This window comes from Oscillochloris sp. ZM17-4, assembly GCF_019599295.1.
GTDB lineage: Bacteria > Chloroflexota > Chloroflexia > Chloroflexales > Chloroflexaceae > Oscillochloris.
In genome coordinates, this window is sequence record NZ_JAIEWN010000027.1 from 53,726 (window position 1) to 68,571 (window position 14,846).

The following is a 14,846-nucleotide window of genomic DNA, read 5'->3' on the forward strand; positions in this document are numbered from 1 at the left end:
CTACTCCTTTGCGCCGGAGAGCCCATTGAGGAGGCCGGTGACAGAGCTGCCTGTCTCGAGTCGGGTGGCGATCTCAAGCAGCATGCTGGCGAGGGCGCGGCGGTCGGTCTTCTGGTTCTCCAGGCGGTCGGCGATCCGGCGCAGCTCGGCGCGCAGGGCGTCCTCCGTGCCGCGGATCTCGCGGCGCAGCGACTGCGAGCGCTGCTCGATCTGGTCGCGGGCGTCGATCAGCTCCGCCTTCCCGGCGCGGATGGCGGCGTCGTGGCTGGCGTGCGAGCGCTTCAGGTCGCCCAGGCTCTCGCCCGCGCCAGCGATCAGCTCCTCGTGCTGGCGCACCTGGGTGGCGATCTGCTGGATCTGCGCGTCGCGGCTGCGCTGGCGATCCTGCTCGCGGCGCTGCTCGTCGGCGAGCCGGCGCAGCTCAAGCTCGATCGTCTCGAAGCGGCGCGCGGTGTGCTTCTCAAGCTCGGCGATCCGCTCCTGGGCCTGGCGCAGGTCGCCCCCGGCGCGATCAAGATCGCGGCGCATATCGGTGAAGCGCCGCTCATAGTCCTCGATCTGAGCGCCGAAGAGAATACTGCGCAGCCGGTCGGCCTCGGCCTCCTTGATCCGGCTTCGCCCCTGATCCGGCCCGAGGATGATCTCGCGGACACGATCAAGATCCTCCTGCCGCTCCTCTGGCTGACCGCTATCAGAGTCGGGCGCGGGCAGCTGTGTGGTCGTATGGGTATTGGTCATCAGACGCTCCTCACGCTACGTGGGATATAATCAGTGTGCCAAGAGCCTGGAAGGCCTCCTCAACCTGCATGCCCGTCTTCGCGCTGCTGAGGAGCCAGGGTGCGCCGTATGTGCCGGCCATGAGCCCGATCTGCTCATCAGACACCACCCGCTGGCCGGCGAGATCCGCCTTGTTGCCGACCAGTACCAGCGGCACGCCGGGGTTCACCCCGCGAAAGTCCTGGGCGTAGCGACTCAGTGCGCCGAGGGTCTCCTCACGGGTGAGATCGCAGACGAGGATCGCCCCGCTGGCGCCGCGATAGTAGTTCTGGACAACACTATTGAACGACTCGCTGCCGGCAGTATCCCAGATCATGAGCGTGATTTGGGCGGGGGCGTCGCCATGGGCCTGGATCACACGGCGGCTCACGCGTACGCCAAGGGTGCTCAGGTAACTCTCGCTGAAGCGACCCTCCACAAACTGACGCACCATGCTCGTCTTTCCTACGGCGAAGTCGCCGATCAGGCATATCTTTTTTGTGAGCTGTATCAATCGTCGCCGTCCTCGATGCGGTAAGGTTCGCAGCTGTTCGCCGGGCGACTGAAGCCCCCGGCTTATGGTTTGGGACGCCCGCCTGCGCGGGTGTGGATAGCCCGCGCAGGCGGGCGACTCGGTGGCTGAAGGGTTACGCCGCACCCCATAGGCTCAAGAAGGATTGCGGGAGGTAAAGTCGTGCTATTATGCTAACACATCATACTACCATATCTTTTATTCGCAGTCGTTTTTTTGTCATTACGAACGAATTCTGCACGCTACTCTAGCAGATTGTTACGTACGTGCGTCGTACGTACGTCCATAATATAATTTCCAGCCTTGCCGTCTCATCACGTAGAGCTAGGGCTGCTGGGGATATCGTGGGGACCATGACCCTCGCCGACCTGCCGCTGGGCGCGCGCGCGCAGGTGCTCGCCCTGGGCGGCGCGGGCGCCGAGCGCCGGCGCCTGCTCGACCTCGGCATCCTGCCTGGCACCGTCATCTCTGTCGAGTCACGCAGCCCCCTGGGCGACCCGACCGCCTACCGCGTGCGTGATACGGTGATCGCCCTGCGCCGCGAGCAGGCGGCGCGCATCACGGTAAGGAGCGAGATATGAGTGAGCATCTGATCACCCCTGAGGCGGTGGGCGCGCCCACCGCCCACTGCGCCAGCTGCCCGATCTATAACAGCGCCCAGCTCGTTAAGCTTGGCATTGACATAACTGGGTACGACTATGTGGTCGCCCTGGCCGGCAACCCCAACACCGGCAAGAGCACGGTCTTCAACGCCCTCACCGGGCTGCGCCAGCACACCGGCAACTGGTCGGGCAAGACGGTCTCGCGCGCCGAGGGCGGGTTCCGCTTCCGCGAGAGGCGCTACAAGCTGCTCGACCTGCCGGGCACCTACTCGCTGCTCTCCACCAGCACCGATGAGGAGGTCGCCCGCGACTTCATCCTCTTCGGTCGGCCCGACGTGACGGTGGTGGTGGTCGACGCGACCCGCCTGGAGCGCAACCTGAACCTAGCCCTCCAGGTGCTCGCGATCACCGAGCGGGTGGTGGTGGCCCTGAACCTGGTCGACGAGGCCCGCCGCCACGGCATCGAGGTGGACGCCCGCAGCCTGACCCGCGACCTGGGCGTGCCGGTGGTGCCGATGGCCGCCCGTCGGGGCGAGGGCGTGCCCGAGCTGCTGGCCGCCGTCGCCGATGTGGCCAGCGGGGCCTACCCAACCCGCCCGCGGCGTCTGCCCCTACGCGACCCGGAGATCGAGCGGGCGGTCGCCGCGCTGACCCCGCAGATCGAGGCGGCCTTCCCCGGCCTGCCCAACGCGCGCTGGGTGGCCCTGCGCCTGCTCGACGGCGACGAGAGCATCGCGCGGGCGGTGGCCGACGGCACGCTGGGCGCCGCCGTCGCGCCGCCACCTCTACCTGTCGCAGCCTGATGTAAGGGCGCAGCAGCGCCGCGCTGCTGCGCCCTTACGGCAACACCCCGATACTATGGAGTACCTTGATGAGCAACCCCTCTGCGGAGCAGATCCTGGCCGACGCGGCGCGGCTGCGCCACACGGTCGGCGGCTCCCTGCACGATAGCGTCACCGAGGCGATCTACACCGACGCCGCCCAGATCGCCGACCGGGCCGTCACGCGCGATGGGCAGCGCGCCGCCTTCAGCCTCGACCGGGCGATCGACCGGGTCGTCACCAGCCCGATCTGGGGCTTCCCGATCATGGTGCTGATGCTGATGGGCGTCTTCTGGCTGACGATCGCCGGGGCGAATGTGCCCTCGGCCATACTGGGCGAGCTGCTCACCGGGCAGCTCTACGCCGCCCTGCACGCCGGGGCGGCGGCGGTCGGCGCGCCGGCCTGGCTCTCGGGCCTGCTGATCGACGGCGTCTATCTAGCGACGGCCTGGGTGATCAGCGTGATGCTGCCGCCCATGGCGATCTTCTTCCCGCTCTTCACGCTGCTGGAGGATCTCGGCTACCTGCCACGGGTAGCCTTCAACCTCGACCGGCTCTTCAAGGGGGCGGGCGCCCACGGCAAGCAGTCGCTCTCGATGATGATGGGCTGGGGCTGCAACGCCGCCGGCGTGGTGGCCACCCGGATCATCGACAGCCCGCGCGAGCGGCTGATCGCGATCATCACCAACAACTTCAGCATCTGCAACGGACGCTGGCCGACGCTCATCCTGATGGGGACGGTCTTTATCGGGGCGACGGTCGCCCCCGGCCTGGCCAGCCTGGTGGCCGCCGCAAGCGTCGTCACCGTGACGATCATCGGCATCTTCACCACCCTGATCGTCTCGGCGGTGCTCTCGCGGACGATGCTCAAGGGCGAGGCCTCGACCTTCAGCCTGGAGCTGCCGCCCTACCGGCCACCGCGCGTGCTTCAGACGATCTACACCTCGCTGATCGACCGCACGATGATCGTGCTCTGGCGGGCCGTGGTGATGGCCGCCCCGGCCGGCGCGGTGATCTGGCTGCTGAGCAACATCACCGTCGGCGACGCGAGCCTGGCCGGGCACCTGGTAAACTTCCTTGAGCCGCTGGGCTGGCTGCTCGGCCTGAACGGGGTGATCCTGCTGGCCTACATCGTGGCCATCCCGGCCAACGAGATCATCATCCCGACGATCTTGATGCTCACCCTGACCCTCGGCCGCTCGCAGCTGGCCCAGGCCGGCGTGATGCTGGAGCTGGAGCCGGGCATGATCGGCACGGTGCTCACCGAGCTCGGCGGCTGGACGGCGCTCACCGCTGTCAACCTGATGCTCTTCAGCCTGCTGCACAACCCCTGCAGCACGACGATCCTGACGATCTGGAAGGAGACGAAGAGCCTGAAGTGGACGGCCCTGGCCACGCTGCTGCCGGTGGCGCTCGGCGTGGCGGTAACCTTCACCACGGCGACGATCGCCCGCCTGGCGGGCTGGGTCTAGAGCTTCACCTTGCCCAGCTCGGCCTCCAGGCGGCCCACCACCGTCTGGAGCACCTTGATCCGGCCGAAGTGCTTATCCTCCGACTCGATGATCGTCCAGGGGGCGGTGGGGGTGGAGGTGCGCAGCAGCATCTCATTCACTGCCTCCTCGTAGAGCGGCCACTTCTCGCGGTTGCGCCAGTCCTCGTCGGTGAGCTTCCAGGCCTTGTAGGGCACATTCTGGCGCTGCTCGAAGCGACGCAGCTGCTCCTCTGGGCTGAGGTGGACCCAGAACTTGCAGATGATCGTGCCGAACTCGACCAGCTGGCGCTCGAACTCGTTGATCTCGGCGTAGGCCCGCTGCCACTCGTCGACGCGGGCGAAGCCCTCGACCCGCTCGACCAGCACCCGGCCGTACCAGGAGCGGTCGAAGATGCCGAAGGCGCCGCGCGGCGGCAGACGTCGCCAGAAGCGGTAGAGGTAGTGGCGGCTCTTATCGTCTCCGGCGGGCGCGGCGATCGCGTGGACGGTGTAGGCGCGCGGGTCGAGCTTCTCGGTGAGCCGCTGGATGGCCCCGCCCTTGCCGGCGGCGTCCCAGCCCTCAAAGACGATCACCACCGGGCGCTGCTGGCGGTAGGCCTCCAGGCCGAGCAGGTGGGTCTGGGCCTGGAGCAGCTTCAGCCGGCGCGCGTACTCGCCGTCCTCAAGGCGCAGGCTGAGATCGACCCGCTGGAGCATGCCCGGCTCGCCGGGGGGGCTGGCGGGGACGGCGCTCGCCGCCGGTGCGGGGGTGACACCGCGCGGGGTGCCATCCCCGCGCTGGCGGAACGCCGCGCCGCTCGAGTCGATCCCCGACGACAGAGCGTGCCTGTCGAGCGGCACGGCGGGCCGGCCGAGGCGGGCCTCCAGGGCGTGCAGGATGACCTCGAAGACGGCGATGCGGGCGTAGTACTTGTCGGTGGCGGGGATGAGGTGCCAGGGCGCCGAGGCCGTGTCCGTGCGGGCGATCATATCCTCCACCGCCGCGTAGACCTTGTCGTAGTGGCGGTGCTGCCACTGGTCATCCTCCGTGACCTGCCAGGCGCTGAGCGGGTCGGCCATGAGCCGCTTGAATCGGCGGTGCTGCTCCTTCTCGGAGATGTGCAGCCAGAACTTGAGCAGGACGGCGCCGTCGGCGGCGAGCTGCCGCTCGAAGGCGGCGATATCCTCGCATCGGTCGCGCCAGAGCCCGGCGTCGCCATCGCCGTGGGTGCGCTCGGCGAGGGCCTGGCGGTACCAGGAGCGGTCGAAGATCGCCACCTGGCCGTAGCTGGGGATCTTCTGCCAGAAGCGGTAGAGCCAGGGGTACTGGGTCTCGTAGGTGCGCGGCGGAGTGATCGGGTGGACCCGCACGCCGCGCGGGTCGAGCCGGCGGGTCAGCACGCTGATCGTGCGCACCTTGGCGGTGCCGGCCCAGCCCTCGAAGACGATCGCCACCGGCACCTTCGCCTCCAGCATGGCCTGCTCCATGTCGTAGAGCCGGGCCTGCAAGTCGTCTAGTCGCTGGCGGTACTCGCCCTTGCTCAGCTTCAGGTCAACGTCGATCTGGTCTAGCATGAGATGCCCCTCATCGGCTATGATTGAGGCTATTGTACCGCGACTAGATAATTGCAGATTGCAGATTGCAGATTGCAGATTGCAATCTACGCAATAGAGCATATGTAACGCTGTCACCCTGAGCGAAGCGAAGGGTCCCGGCCGGGATTCTTCGCTTCGCTCAGAATGACAGGACGCCGCACCGCATTCCTTCTGCGCTACTGCCAATCTGCAATCTGCAATCTGCAATCTGCAATGCCAACATTAGCCCTCCTGCACACCTCGCCCGTCCACGTGGCCACCTTTGACGCCCTGGCCGCCGAGCTGGCCCCCGGCCTGCGCCTGCGCCACATGGTCGCTGAGGATCTGCTGGCCGAGGCGCGGGCCGCGGGCCTGACGGGCGCCCTTGCCGAGCGGCTGGCCGCGCGCCTGCGCGATCTGGCCGATGGTGCGGCCGCTGTGCTCTGCACCTGCTCGACGATCGGCGGCATGGCCGAGCGGACCGATCTCGGCGGCACCCCGGTGCTGCGGGTGGACCGGGCCATGGCCGAGGCGGCCCTGGCCTGCGGGCCGCGCGTGGCGCTGGTGGCCGCCCTGGAGAGCACCCTGGCCCCCACCCGCGACCTGCTGATCGCGGTCGCCGCCGGGCGGCCCCTGGACATCAGCGCTCACCTCTGCGCCGATGCCTGGGCGCATTTCGAGGCCGGTGCTACCGACGCCTACCTGGCGGCGGTGGCCGGCTGCGCCCGCGCGGCTGCGCCCGCAGCCGACGTGGTCGTCCTGGCCCAGGCCTCGATGGCGGGGGCTGTGCCACTGCTGGCCGACCTGTCGATCCCCGCGCTCAGCAGCCCGCGCCTGGGGATGCGAGCTGCGCTCGCAAGGATGAAGGGTGAAGGATGAAGGATGAAGGATGAAGGGGCTTATTCACCCTCATCCTTCACGCCGGGCCTGAGGAAGAACAGCGCACTAGCCAATACAAGCAGGGCCACGACCTGCCCCACCCGCAGGCCGCCCGCCGCCAGGGCGCTGTCGCCGCGGAAGCCCTCCACGAGCACCTGGCCGGCCGCCAGCCCGCCGGCCACCAGGGCCAGGCGCGCGCCCGGCCCCAGCGGCGCGGCGCGGCTGACCCGCCAGAGGCCCAGGCTCGCCAGGGCGGCCAGCGCGGCGTAGGCCTGGGTCGGGTGGCGCCACTCCTCCCAGAGGTAGACGCTCCAGGGCAGCCGCGCCGGCGCGCCGTAGGCGTCGCCGCCGGCAAGCTGGGCGAGGGCGAGGGCGAGGGCCATCAGCGCCAGGGCCGGGGCCAGGGCGTCGAGCGCGGGCAGCAGCGCCAGCCCGCGCCGGCGCATGTCGAGCAGGGCCACGGCCATGCCGGCGAGCAGCCCCCAGAGCGGGTCGAAGGCGCTCAGGTTGGGCGAGAGCAGGGCCAGCGGGTCGGCCATGTAGGCTCCCGGCGCGCGGGCGGCGAAGGCTAGGCGGGCGGCGGCCAGGCCGGCGGCCAGGCCGGCGAGCAGCGCCGCCGAGAGGGAGTCGCCGCGCAGGCCGAGCCGGCCCGCCTCACGCTCGGCGAGCCAGAGGGCCAGCCAGAGGCCAAGGAGCAGGGCCAGGCCGGGCGCGTTCAGGGCCAGCCGGCCGACCTGGATCACCGGCAGCATCAGGGCGCCTCCTGGAGCAGCGGCTCAAGCTCGGCCCGCAGGGTCGCCTCGCTGAGCGGGCCGCCGTAGAGCACCCGGCGCACCACGCCGGCCCGGTCGATCACGAAGGTCGAGGGCAGCGCCTGCACGCGGTACGCGGTCGTCACCGCGCCGTCGCCGTCGATCAGGATGGGGAAGCTCAGCCCGAGCTCCTCGGCGAAGGCCCGCGCGGCGTCGGCGCTGTCTTGCACGGTGCTGTTCACCGCCAGGATCTGGAGTCCCCTGCCGGACTCGGCCGCGTAGAGCCGCTGGATCGCCGGCATCTCGGCGCGGCAGGGGCCGCACCAGCTGGCCCAGATATTCACCAGCACCACGCTGCCGCGCTGCTCGGAGAGGCGCACCTGGCCGCCGCCCAGGCTGTCCAGGGCGAAGTCCGGCGCGGGGAATCCCGCGCGCGGGCTGGGCGTGAGGGCCAGCGCCCCGGCCTCGGGCGGCACCCGGGCGGCCCATGTCCACGCCGCGCCGGCCAGCAGCAGCAGCGCGGAGAAGGCGGCCCAGCGCCGCCGATCCTCAAAAAGCCAGGCCATACTCTCCCCTTCGGGGCTACGCTCAGTTCGAGTCGCTAGTCTACCACACCCACCCTGCGGGCGGGGCAGCGCCGAATTCCCAACCCCGCCGTTGTGATGGAGGGCGGGCGGCCCGGCGGGTCTGCCGCCTTAACCGGGGGTTGCGCCGGCATAACCAGATGTTGCGCCGACTAACTCCGGAGGGTCGCAGATTAACTCCGGAGGGTCGCCGACTAAACCGGCAGGGCCGCCCAAATCTCAGAAAAGCATATTCGCGCGAATAAGCCTTGGGTCAAGCCCCTCGGCTGGCGACTGAAACGCTTGGTGTGAGATCTCGTACACGGTTTTGCATGAGGACGCGGTCGACGCTAACGCCGTGCAGCCAGATCGGGCGAATCGCGGTTCTGCCCATGGCGTCCCAATGCGGTGGAAACGATCTCACACCAAGCGTTGAAGTCGCGCCGGAGCGGCGCTGCGCGCCGGGCGTCGGCCTGCGCCGACGCCGCCCGCGTAGGCGGGCGGTTGGCCGGAGGCCCCTGCGCTGCGACTTCAGTCGCCAGCTGAGGCCCCTGCGCTCACAGGTTAACCCAGGGCTTATTCGCGCTAAGATTTTTTTGTGGTCAGGGCGGGTCGGCGCGGCTGGCCCTGCTGAATATAATGCGATCCGCTGACCTGCAGCACGATCTGTGCCAGACGGAGCCTACGGATGCGCTAAAGATAGTCATCCCGCGAGAGTCAGATAACGGTATCTTCATTGGAAGGAATGATTCTGTCACACGTTTGATCATATTAAGAGCGTATTATCTCCGTATTAAGGAGCTTGTGATTTACACCTGAAGCTCGGAATTATGATCAGTATATGTAGTGGGATGTCAGAAAGGATGCCTCAATGGAAGCGCCTTCACTAAGGATCTACCACCTAAGTCGGCGCGCGCGCGCTGTCACGCTCATGGCCACGACGTTAAGCATCGCTTTCATGATCAATGTGTTTATTCAGTATCGGCATTTCCAGGCCGAGGTGGCAGTGTCATCCTTGCCGTCGTACTTACTGCGCAACCTGCTGAGCGCAGACTTTCCCCACTTCACCCCGCTGTATCTGCTCAGCACCCTGCTCACGGCGTTGGGTAGCCTCGCCTTTGTCGTTGCCCTCACCGCCCCTGCGGAGGGGAGCGTGTCGGCGAGCATGAGCGTGGCAAACATCCCGGACGAGCAGGAGGGCCTGACACCAAAGCAGATACGGATATGGATCTGGATGACGATCTCTATTGGAGTAGCTTTTCTGGTAATTTTTATTTTCCGGGTAGATCTTTTCTCTATGATGGCGCTTGAGGATGGCTTTATTGAGACACTATCGGCGCTAGGATACTTTATCGCCATGGCGATACTCATTGCACTGGCTGTAGCGCTGCGGACGTACAGCGGCCCATACCGCAAGCTGTCGATCTTCGTGGCGCTCGGCGGGGCATTTGTGCTCTTTGTCATGGGCGGCGAGGAGATCTCCTGGGGTCAGCGCATCTTCAATATTGCCACGCCCGATGCATTTGCCGGCAATCATCAGGGCGAGATGAACCTGCACAACTTCGCGGCCAACACGCTCGAGACCATCTTCTACTTCCTCGCGGCGATGTGGCTCGTGCTCATCCCTTTCATTAATGACCGAACCGGCTTCTTCAATACATTCCACCCAGTTAAGCTCTTCATCCCCGCCCGGTTCCTTATTTTTGTGGGCGTGATCGCTGTAGCTTACAACTACGACAAGTGGGACGTCCAGCTGATGCAATTCTGCTTCTTTGTCGGGGTGTTCATACTCCTGCATTTCCGACGATCTGATTCGCAAACAGCGACCAGTAGCAGGATGATCATGGCAATGCTGGCTCTCATGATCGCATCACAAATCGCCTTCATCAGCTTAGGCAGTAATCTGGGGCGCGAGTGGGATATCACCGAGTACAGGGAGATGTTCATCCCGTTCGGCTATATGATATACAGCCTAGATGTGTTTCAGCGGGTGCGTCGCAGTAACCGGGCGGCTGCCACGACGGCACACTAGGGCAACTCCGGCTAACCCGCATCGGGTAGCGAAAGGCGCCAGCAAAGCTGGCGCCTTTCGCTACATTCCCTACAGCTTGACGATCAGCTCCATGCGCTTGCGGCGGTAGGTTGCGCCGCCGACCCTCTCCTAGCGTGCGGGGACGCCCTACGGGCGTCCCTATACCCGTGCCGGGTGGCGCAGGGGCGGGCCGCCCACATCGAAGGCCTCCCAGTCGCCCCGCTTCCAGAAGCGCCGCTGGGCGTCTACCTGCTCGGCCCCCGCTCGCCGCAGCTGATCCGCGACTGCCTCGACCTGCCCATCCTCCGCGCGCACCGCCACCATCGTCTCGCCGTGCTCGACGCCCTGTGTGTAGGCGCGGGCCTGCTGATCGAGGCGCGACTCGCCGATCAGCGAGCCGAGCAGGCTAAACATGCTCGCCATGAGCCCGGCCCAGGCCAGGACTGAGCCGCCGATCATCAGCGGCACCCCGAAGAAGGTGTTCATCGGTCCGATGTAGATGATCGGCGTCGGCCCGGCGCCGGACAGGGCGATCAGGGTGAGCGATAGGCCCAGCAATGCCCCGAGCGCGGCACCGATCAGCCCGCCGATGCCCGCGCCGTGGATGGCGCCGCGCACCCTGGCAATCTGGTGAATGGCCAGATCGTTGCCGATCAGGCTGATCTGATCGCGGCTGATCCCGGCGTCGCCGAGCGCGGCGATGGTCTGATCCGAGCTGTGCCCCTGGTCGATGAGCCCCACTACCATACGCATTGTGGCCTCCTTCTTTGAGGAGAGCGGGCCGGATCTGCCCCCTCCGCAATATTGATGCTGCCAGCAGAACTGTTGTTGGAGATCCCTTCGCACATTGCGTGCCAACGAACCTGCATATTGATGCTACTGCCGGAAGATGAAGCGCGGATAAAGCACCGCTAAAGAGGGAGACAGCAGACGACCGACGACAGACCACTGCGGTGGTCTGTCGTCGGTCGTTAAGAGGACGAATCGCCCTACAGCTTGACGATCAGCTCCATGAGCTTGCGGCGGTAGGTGGCGCTGCCGACCTTCTCCCAGCGTGCGGGGATGGCGTTCGCCGCAGCCACGCGCTGCGTCTCGCGGAGGGCGAGGTAGGCGTTCGCGGCTGCCCGCGCCTCTGCGCCAAGCGCGGCGGTGAACAGGGTGTTCTGCGCCACCTCGATGTCGTTCAGCGCGCCCAGCTCGTCCTGGAGGCGGGCCAGCTGGGCGACGACCAGCTCGGCGCGCTCGCCGAAGCTATCGGCGAACAGCTCCAGCACGTAGCGCAGCTTCTTGGCGTCGATGCGCATGGCGTGCATCGCCTCGCCCTCCAGCGGCACCCCGCCCCGGTCGTGGGCGCGCAGCGCCTCGTACTGACGCCAGATCGTGGAGCCGGCGAGGTCGCGCACGTGGGGCGACTCGTCCCAGCCCGCGCCCTCGTTCATCAGGTCGGCGAAGGCGGTCTTGAAGGCGGCGTGCTCCTCGCTGTCGAACAGGGTGATCAGGCGAGAGTGGGCTCTGTCCCGCTCGGCGGCGATGGCGGCGGTGAGCTCGTCTAGCCCGGCGCCCAGCTCCTCGGGCAGCTGGCCGCGGCTCTCGGCCAGGTGGGCCAGGAGCACGTCGCGGTCGCGCACCGCGCCGGCGGCGGCGGCGAGGCGGCGGATGGCTTTCTGGACGGGGCGCGCCCTGCCTGCCGGGGCCACCGGGGCCAGCAGGCGCAGGGTGGCGCGCAGGCGGCGCGAGGCCACCCGCAGGGCGTGGACATCCTCGATCTCGCGGTCGGCCCGCACGGCGCGCTCGGCGGCGAGCATGCGCCGCAGGTGACGCCGCAGCAGGACGCGGCCCAGCTCGGCGAGCGGGGCGGCGGCGGCGGCGTACCAGGGCGCTAGCAGGGCCGCATCCTCGTGCTCGACCGCCTTGACGTCAGCTATGTCGCCCTCGGACGGGGGCGTCATGACAGACAGAGTCTCGCCGAACACCTTGCGCCAGAGGTCGGCCTTCTCGTCCGACCGCGCGCCGTCGCCGGCGGCGTGGGGGCCATCCAGGCGCAGCAGCAGGCCGCCCTCGGCATCCTCCACGCCGAGCAGCCGGGTTGTCTGCGACTGGCTATAGTCCAGGCCATCGGCGACGCGCAGGATCGCGGAGAGCTGCAGCGCGGCGGCCTGGCCCTTCTTGCCGAGGCTGAGGAAGGCCGGCTCGATCTGGGGGCGCACCTTCTTGCGGTGGAAGGCCACTAGACATGCGACGATCTCCTGGTCGCGCTGTCGCAGGTCGCCCAGCCTGTGGCGCAGGACAATATCGCGGCCCACCAGGTGGTGCTCGGGCGGGTCGGTGGTCATGCCGACATTGTGGAGCATGGCGCCGATCTCAAGCAGCGGGCGGAGGCGCGCGGGCAGCGCGTAGCGCCCGGCCACGGAGTCGAAGATCGCGAGGGCCAGATCGGCCACCTGGCGCGCGTGAGGCATGTCGACACGGTAGTCATCGAGGATCTCAGCGAGCATATCGGTAGGATCGGCCAGAGGATTGGGCATAGCTACTCCTCCAGGAGCGCGAGTGCGCGCTGAAGCTTCGAGCGAGGCTCGGGGCGCAGCTCGATAAACGCACGCAGCGCGCCGGCGAGCTCAGCCAGGTCGGACTCGGCGCCGGCGGGGAGCAGCTCGATCTCCAGCTCGCTGAAGGGCGCGGCGCGCTCGCCCGCGTGCATCACGCCGCGGTCGAGGCTGATCTCGGCGACCGGCTGATCCTGGTAGCGGGCGATGATCACCGAGCGGCTGGTGCTGATGGTGATGGTGGGCACCAGTGCGGCCGAGCCGATCAGGGCCAGGGCCAGCTCGCGGGCCGGGCCGGCGGGCCATGTGTGCGGGTCGGGGTCGGCGTGGGAGAACTCGTACTCGGCGCGGCGGTGCAGCCCCGCGATTACCTCGGCCGGCCCCTTGAGGGTGACGAGGGTGCGCGCGCCGATCTTGCGCAGGCGCAGCCCGTAGCGGGCCTGTCCGAGGCGGCGGTCGGCGGTGTCGAAGTAGCGGTTCTGCTGCTGCTGCGGCTCGGGCTCGGCGTGGAGCGCGTAGGGGCCGAGCTGGCTGAGCGCGGCCACGACGTCTAGGTCGCCGGCGCTGACCGCATATTTCGCCTCAACTTCCATGGTGGGGAGATCCTATGCTATACTCGTATGTTAACGGGGTGTTAACATACGAGTATAGCATACCATACATCACATTGTAATGAGACGTGATTCTCACGTAACACGGGCTGTTACACCGCTCTGGGGCTTCGCCCCATACGCATCAACGTAAGCCCTGGCCCCCCCGAAATTTCGTTAGCGCGCATAAGCGCTGGGTTAAGCCCCACCGGCTGGCGACTGACGTCGCGCCGGAGCGGCGCTGCGCGCCGGGCGTCGGCCAACGCCGGAACCGCCCGCGTCGGCGGGCGGTTGGCCGGAGGCCCCCGCGCTGCGACGTCAGTCGCCAGCCAAGGCACCTACGCTCACAGGTTGACCCAGGACTAACAAAAACCGTTGGGGGTGGCGAAGCCACCCCCAACCCCCCGCCTGACGGCGCTGAAGTGCGCTACTCAGTGCGCGAGGAAGCGGTCCACCGCAGCGTTCAGCTCCTGCGGCGCCTCTTCCTGCACAAAGTGGCCCGCCTGGGCGAACTCGACGACCTCGGCCTCCGGGAACAGCTCCTGCCAGCGCGCCAGCTCGCTCCGCCGGAAGGCCATGTCTTTCATGCCCCAGGCCAGCAGCACGGGCAGCCCCTGCAGCTCGCCCCGCCGGCTCCACAGCGAGTCGAGCCACGGCGAGGCGGCGATGATCTGCCGTGGGAACTCCATGCAGCCCTTGCGGTCCTCGGGGCGGGCCAGCGGCTGTAGGTAGTGCCGGTGGATCTCCGGCGTCAGCAGGCGGCTATCGCCGAACCACCGGCGCATCACCCCGGTGACAAAGTAGTTATAGCGCCGGATGAGCCATCGCCCGATCACGCCGCCCATCGCCGAGCTGAAGGCGATATAGTACAGGTCGCGGTTGACCGGCCAGCACCAGGTGTTCAGAATAATCAGCCGGCGCACGTTGGCCCGCTGCTGGAGCGCGTAGGCCATGCCGATCGGCCCGCCCCAGTCTTGCACCACGATCGTCAGGTCGCGCAGCCCAAGGTGCTCGACCAGCTCTACGATGTTCTGTACGTGGTCGGCGGGCTGGTACGACCAGTCGGCCGGCTTGTCCGATAGCCCGAAGCCGATATGGTCGGGGGCGACACAGCGGTAGCGCGGGCTCAGATGCTTGATTATATGCCGGTAGAGAAACGACCATGTCGGGTTGCCGTGCAGCATGAGGATCGGCTGGCCCTGGCCCTCATCGACGAAGTGCATCCGCCCGGCAGCGAGGTCGAGGTAGTGCGACGCGAACGGGTACTCCTGACGATCAATCCACGACATGTCGTTCATAGCTGTCTTTGTCTCTGTTTGCGGCGACACCTGGGCTAGCGAACAGTCAGTATACAGTCTAATTTTACCTCAAAGATCGCATCGCAATCTCGCAATCTGACATCTGCACGTATGAGCCGCATCATCTAGATCGCCGATGCGCCGCTGTGGTACTTCGCGGTGCGGTTCGGAAGCAGGCGGTGGCGGCGCTCGAGCACCCAAAGGCCCCGTAGGGACGCAGCACGCTGCGTCCCTACGGGGCCTTTGGGTTCAGACCTAGCCCTGCACGAACTCGCTCGGCTGGGTCATTGTCAGGATGCCGTCGAGAGTGGCCGCCGGCTGGAGGGCCGTCTGGAGCACCTGGTCGAGCGTATCCACCGGCACGAAGGTCAGCTCATCGAAGACCTCGCGGGGCAGGTCGTCGAGGTCGGCCTCGTTGCGGCGGGGCAGGAT

Annotated in this window: 15 protein-coding genes; 5 read left to right on the forward strand and 10 right to left on the reverse strand. The window is 67.4% G+C overall.

Annotated elements, in window-relative coordinates; genetic code table 11:
• Entirely contained in the window at positions 1–738 is a 738-nt protein-coding gene (locus tag K2Z83_RS18280; protein WP_220596629.1) for a hypothetical protein, read from the reverse strand.
• A 10-nt stretch (positions 739–748) separates the two neighbouring features.
• A complete protein-coding gene (locus K2Z83_RS18285) occupies positions 749–1,270 on the reverse strand; it encodes a Rab family GTPase (RefSeq protein ID WP_220596630.1) in 522 nt (173 codons plus the stop codon).
• A 371-nt stretch (positions 1,271–1,641) separates the two neighbouring features.
• Here K2Z83_RS18285 and K2Z83_RS18290 point away from each other — a divergent pair, with 371 nt between their 5' ends.
• The 3 genes from K2Z83_RS18290 (at position 1,642) to K2Z83_RS18300 (ending at position 4,183) form a co-directional block, all read left to right on the forward strand.
• Complete coding sequence (locus K2Z83_RS18290) at positions 1,642–1,869, forward strand: FeoA family protein (protein ID WP_220596631.1); 228 nt, start codon at positions 1,642–1,644, stop codon at positions 1,867–1,869.
• Complete coding sequence (locus K2Z83_RS18295; protein ID WP_220596632.1) at positions 1,866–2,693, forward strand: FeoB small GTPase domain-containing protein; 828 nt, start codon at positions 1,866–1,868, stop codon at positions 2,691–2,693. The genes K2Z83_RS18290 and K2Z83_RS18295 overlap by 4 nt, the downstream gene beginning before the upstream one ends.
• Positions 2,694–2,761: 68 nt before the next feature.
• Complete coding sequence (locus K2Z83_RS18300; RefSeq protein ID WP_220596633.1) at positions 2,762–4,183, forward strand: nucleoside recognition domain-containing protein; 1,422 nt, start codon at positions 2,762–2,764, stop codon at positions 4,181–4,183.
• Here K2Z83_RS18300 and K2Z83_RS18305 read toward each other — a convergent pair.
• Positions 4,180–5,757 carry a hypothetical protein gene (locus K2Z83_RS18305; RefSeq protein WP_220596634.1) on the reverse strand — a complete coding sequence of 526 codons (1,578 nt, stop codon included), beginning with the start codon at positions 5,755–5,757 and terminating at the stop codon, positions 4,180–4,182. The two genes, K2Z83_RS18300 and K2Z83_RS18305, sit on opposite strands and share 4 nt — an antisense overlap.
• 165 nt (positions 5,758–5,922) lie before the next feature.
• Between K2Z83_RS18305 and K2Z83_RS18310 the strand changes: the two genes are divergently transcribed.
• On the forward strand, positions 5,923–6,636 hold the full coding sequence (locus K2Z83_RS18310) for an aspartate/glutamate racemase family protein (RefSeq protein ID WP_220596635.1): 714 nt from the start codon (positions 5,923–5,925) through the stop codon (positions 6,634–6,636).
• Positions 6,637–6,656: 20 nt separating this feature from the next.
• Here K2Z83_RS18310 and K2Z83_RS18315 read toward each other — a convergent pair whose 3' ends face one another.
• Together K2Z83_RS18315 and K2Z83_RS18320 are read right to left on the reverse strand one after the other, a co-directional pair.
• The gene (locus K2Z83_RS18315) at positions 6,657–7,388 is read right to left on the reverse strand and encodes a prolipoprotein diacylglyceryl transferase family protein (RefSeq protein ID WP_220596636.1); all 732 of its coding nucleotides are present in this window, start codon (positions 7,386–7,388) and stop codon (positions 6,657–6,659) included.
• Positions 7,388–7,954: a peroxiredoxin gene (locus tag K2Z83_RS18320; RefSeq protein ID WP_220596637.1), complete on the reverse strand. Its 567-nt coding sequence runs from the start codon at positions 7,952–7,954 to the stop codon at positions 7,388–7,390. Before K2Z83_RS18320 ends, K2Z83_RS18315 begins: the two co-directional genes overlap by 1 nt.
• Before the next feature lie 868 nt (positions 7,955–8,822).
• Here K2Z83_RS18320 and K2Z83_RS18325 point away from each other — a divergent pair.
• Complete coding sequence (locus K2Z83_RS18325) at positions 8,823–9,983, forward strand: hypothetical protein (RefSeq protein WP_220596638.1); 1,161 nt, start codon at positions 8,823–8,825, stop codon at positions 9,981–9,983.
• A 159-nt stretch (positions 9,984–10,142) separates the two neighbouring features.
• Here K2Z83_RS18325 and K2Z83_RS18330 read toward each other — a convergent pair whose 3' ends face one another.
• From K2Z83_RS18330 to K2Z83_RS18350, 5 genes are all read right to left on the reverse strand, one after another.
• A complete protein-coding gene (locus K2Z83_RS18330; protein WP_220596639.1) occupies positions 10,143–10,736 on the reverse strand; it encodes a hypothetical protein in 594 nt (197 codons plus the stop codon).
• 236 nt (positions 10,737–10,972) lie between these two features.
• Entirely contained in the window at positions 10,973–12,508 is a 1,536-nt protein-coding gene (locus K2Z83_RS18335; RefSeq protein ID WP_220596640.1) for a CHAD domain-containing protein, read from the reverse strand.
• Between the two features lie 2 nt (positions 12,509–12,510).
• Entirely contained in the window at positions 12,511–13,119 is a 609-nt protein-coding gene (locus K2Z83_RS18340) for an inorganic triphosphatase (protein WP_220596641.1), read from the reverse strand.
• 428 nt (positions 13,120–13,547) lie between these two features.
• Entirely contained in the window at positions 13,548–14,414 is an 867-nt protein-coding gene (locus tag K2Z83_RS18345; RefSeq protein ID WP_220596642.1) for an alpha/beta fold hydrolase, read from the reverse strand.
• Between the two features lie 255 nt (positions 14,415–14,669).
• Positions 14,670–14,846, reverse strand: a complete 177-nt coding sequence (locus K2Z83_RS18350) for a S16 family serine protease (RefSeq protein WP_370650201.1) — start codon at positions 14,844–14,846, stop codon at positions 14,670–14,672.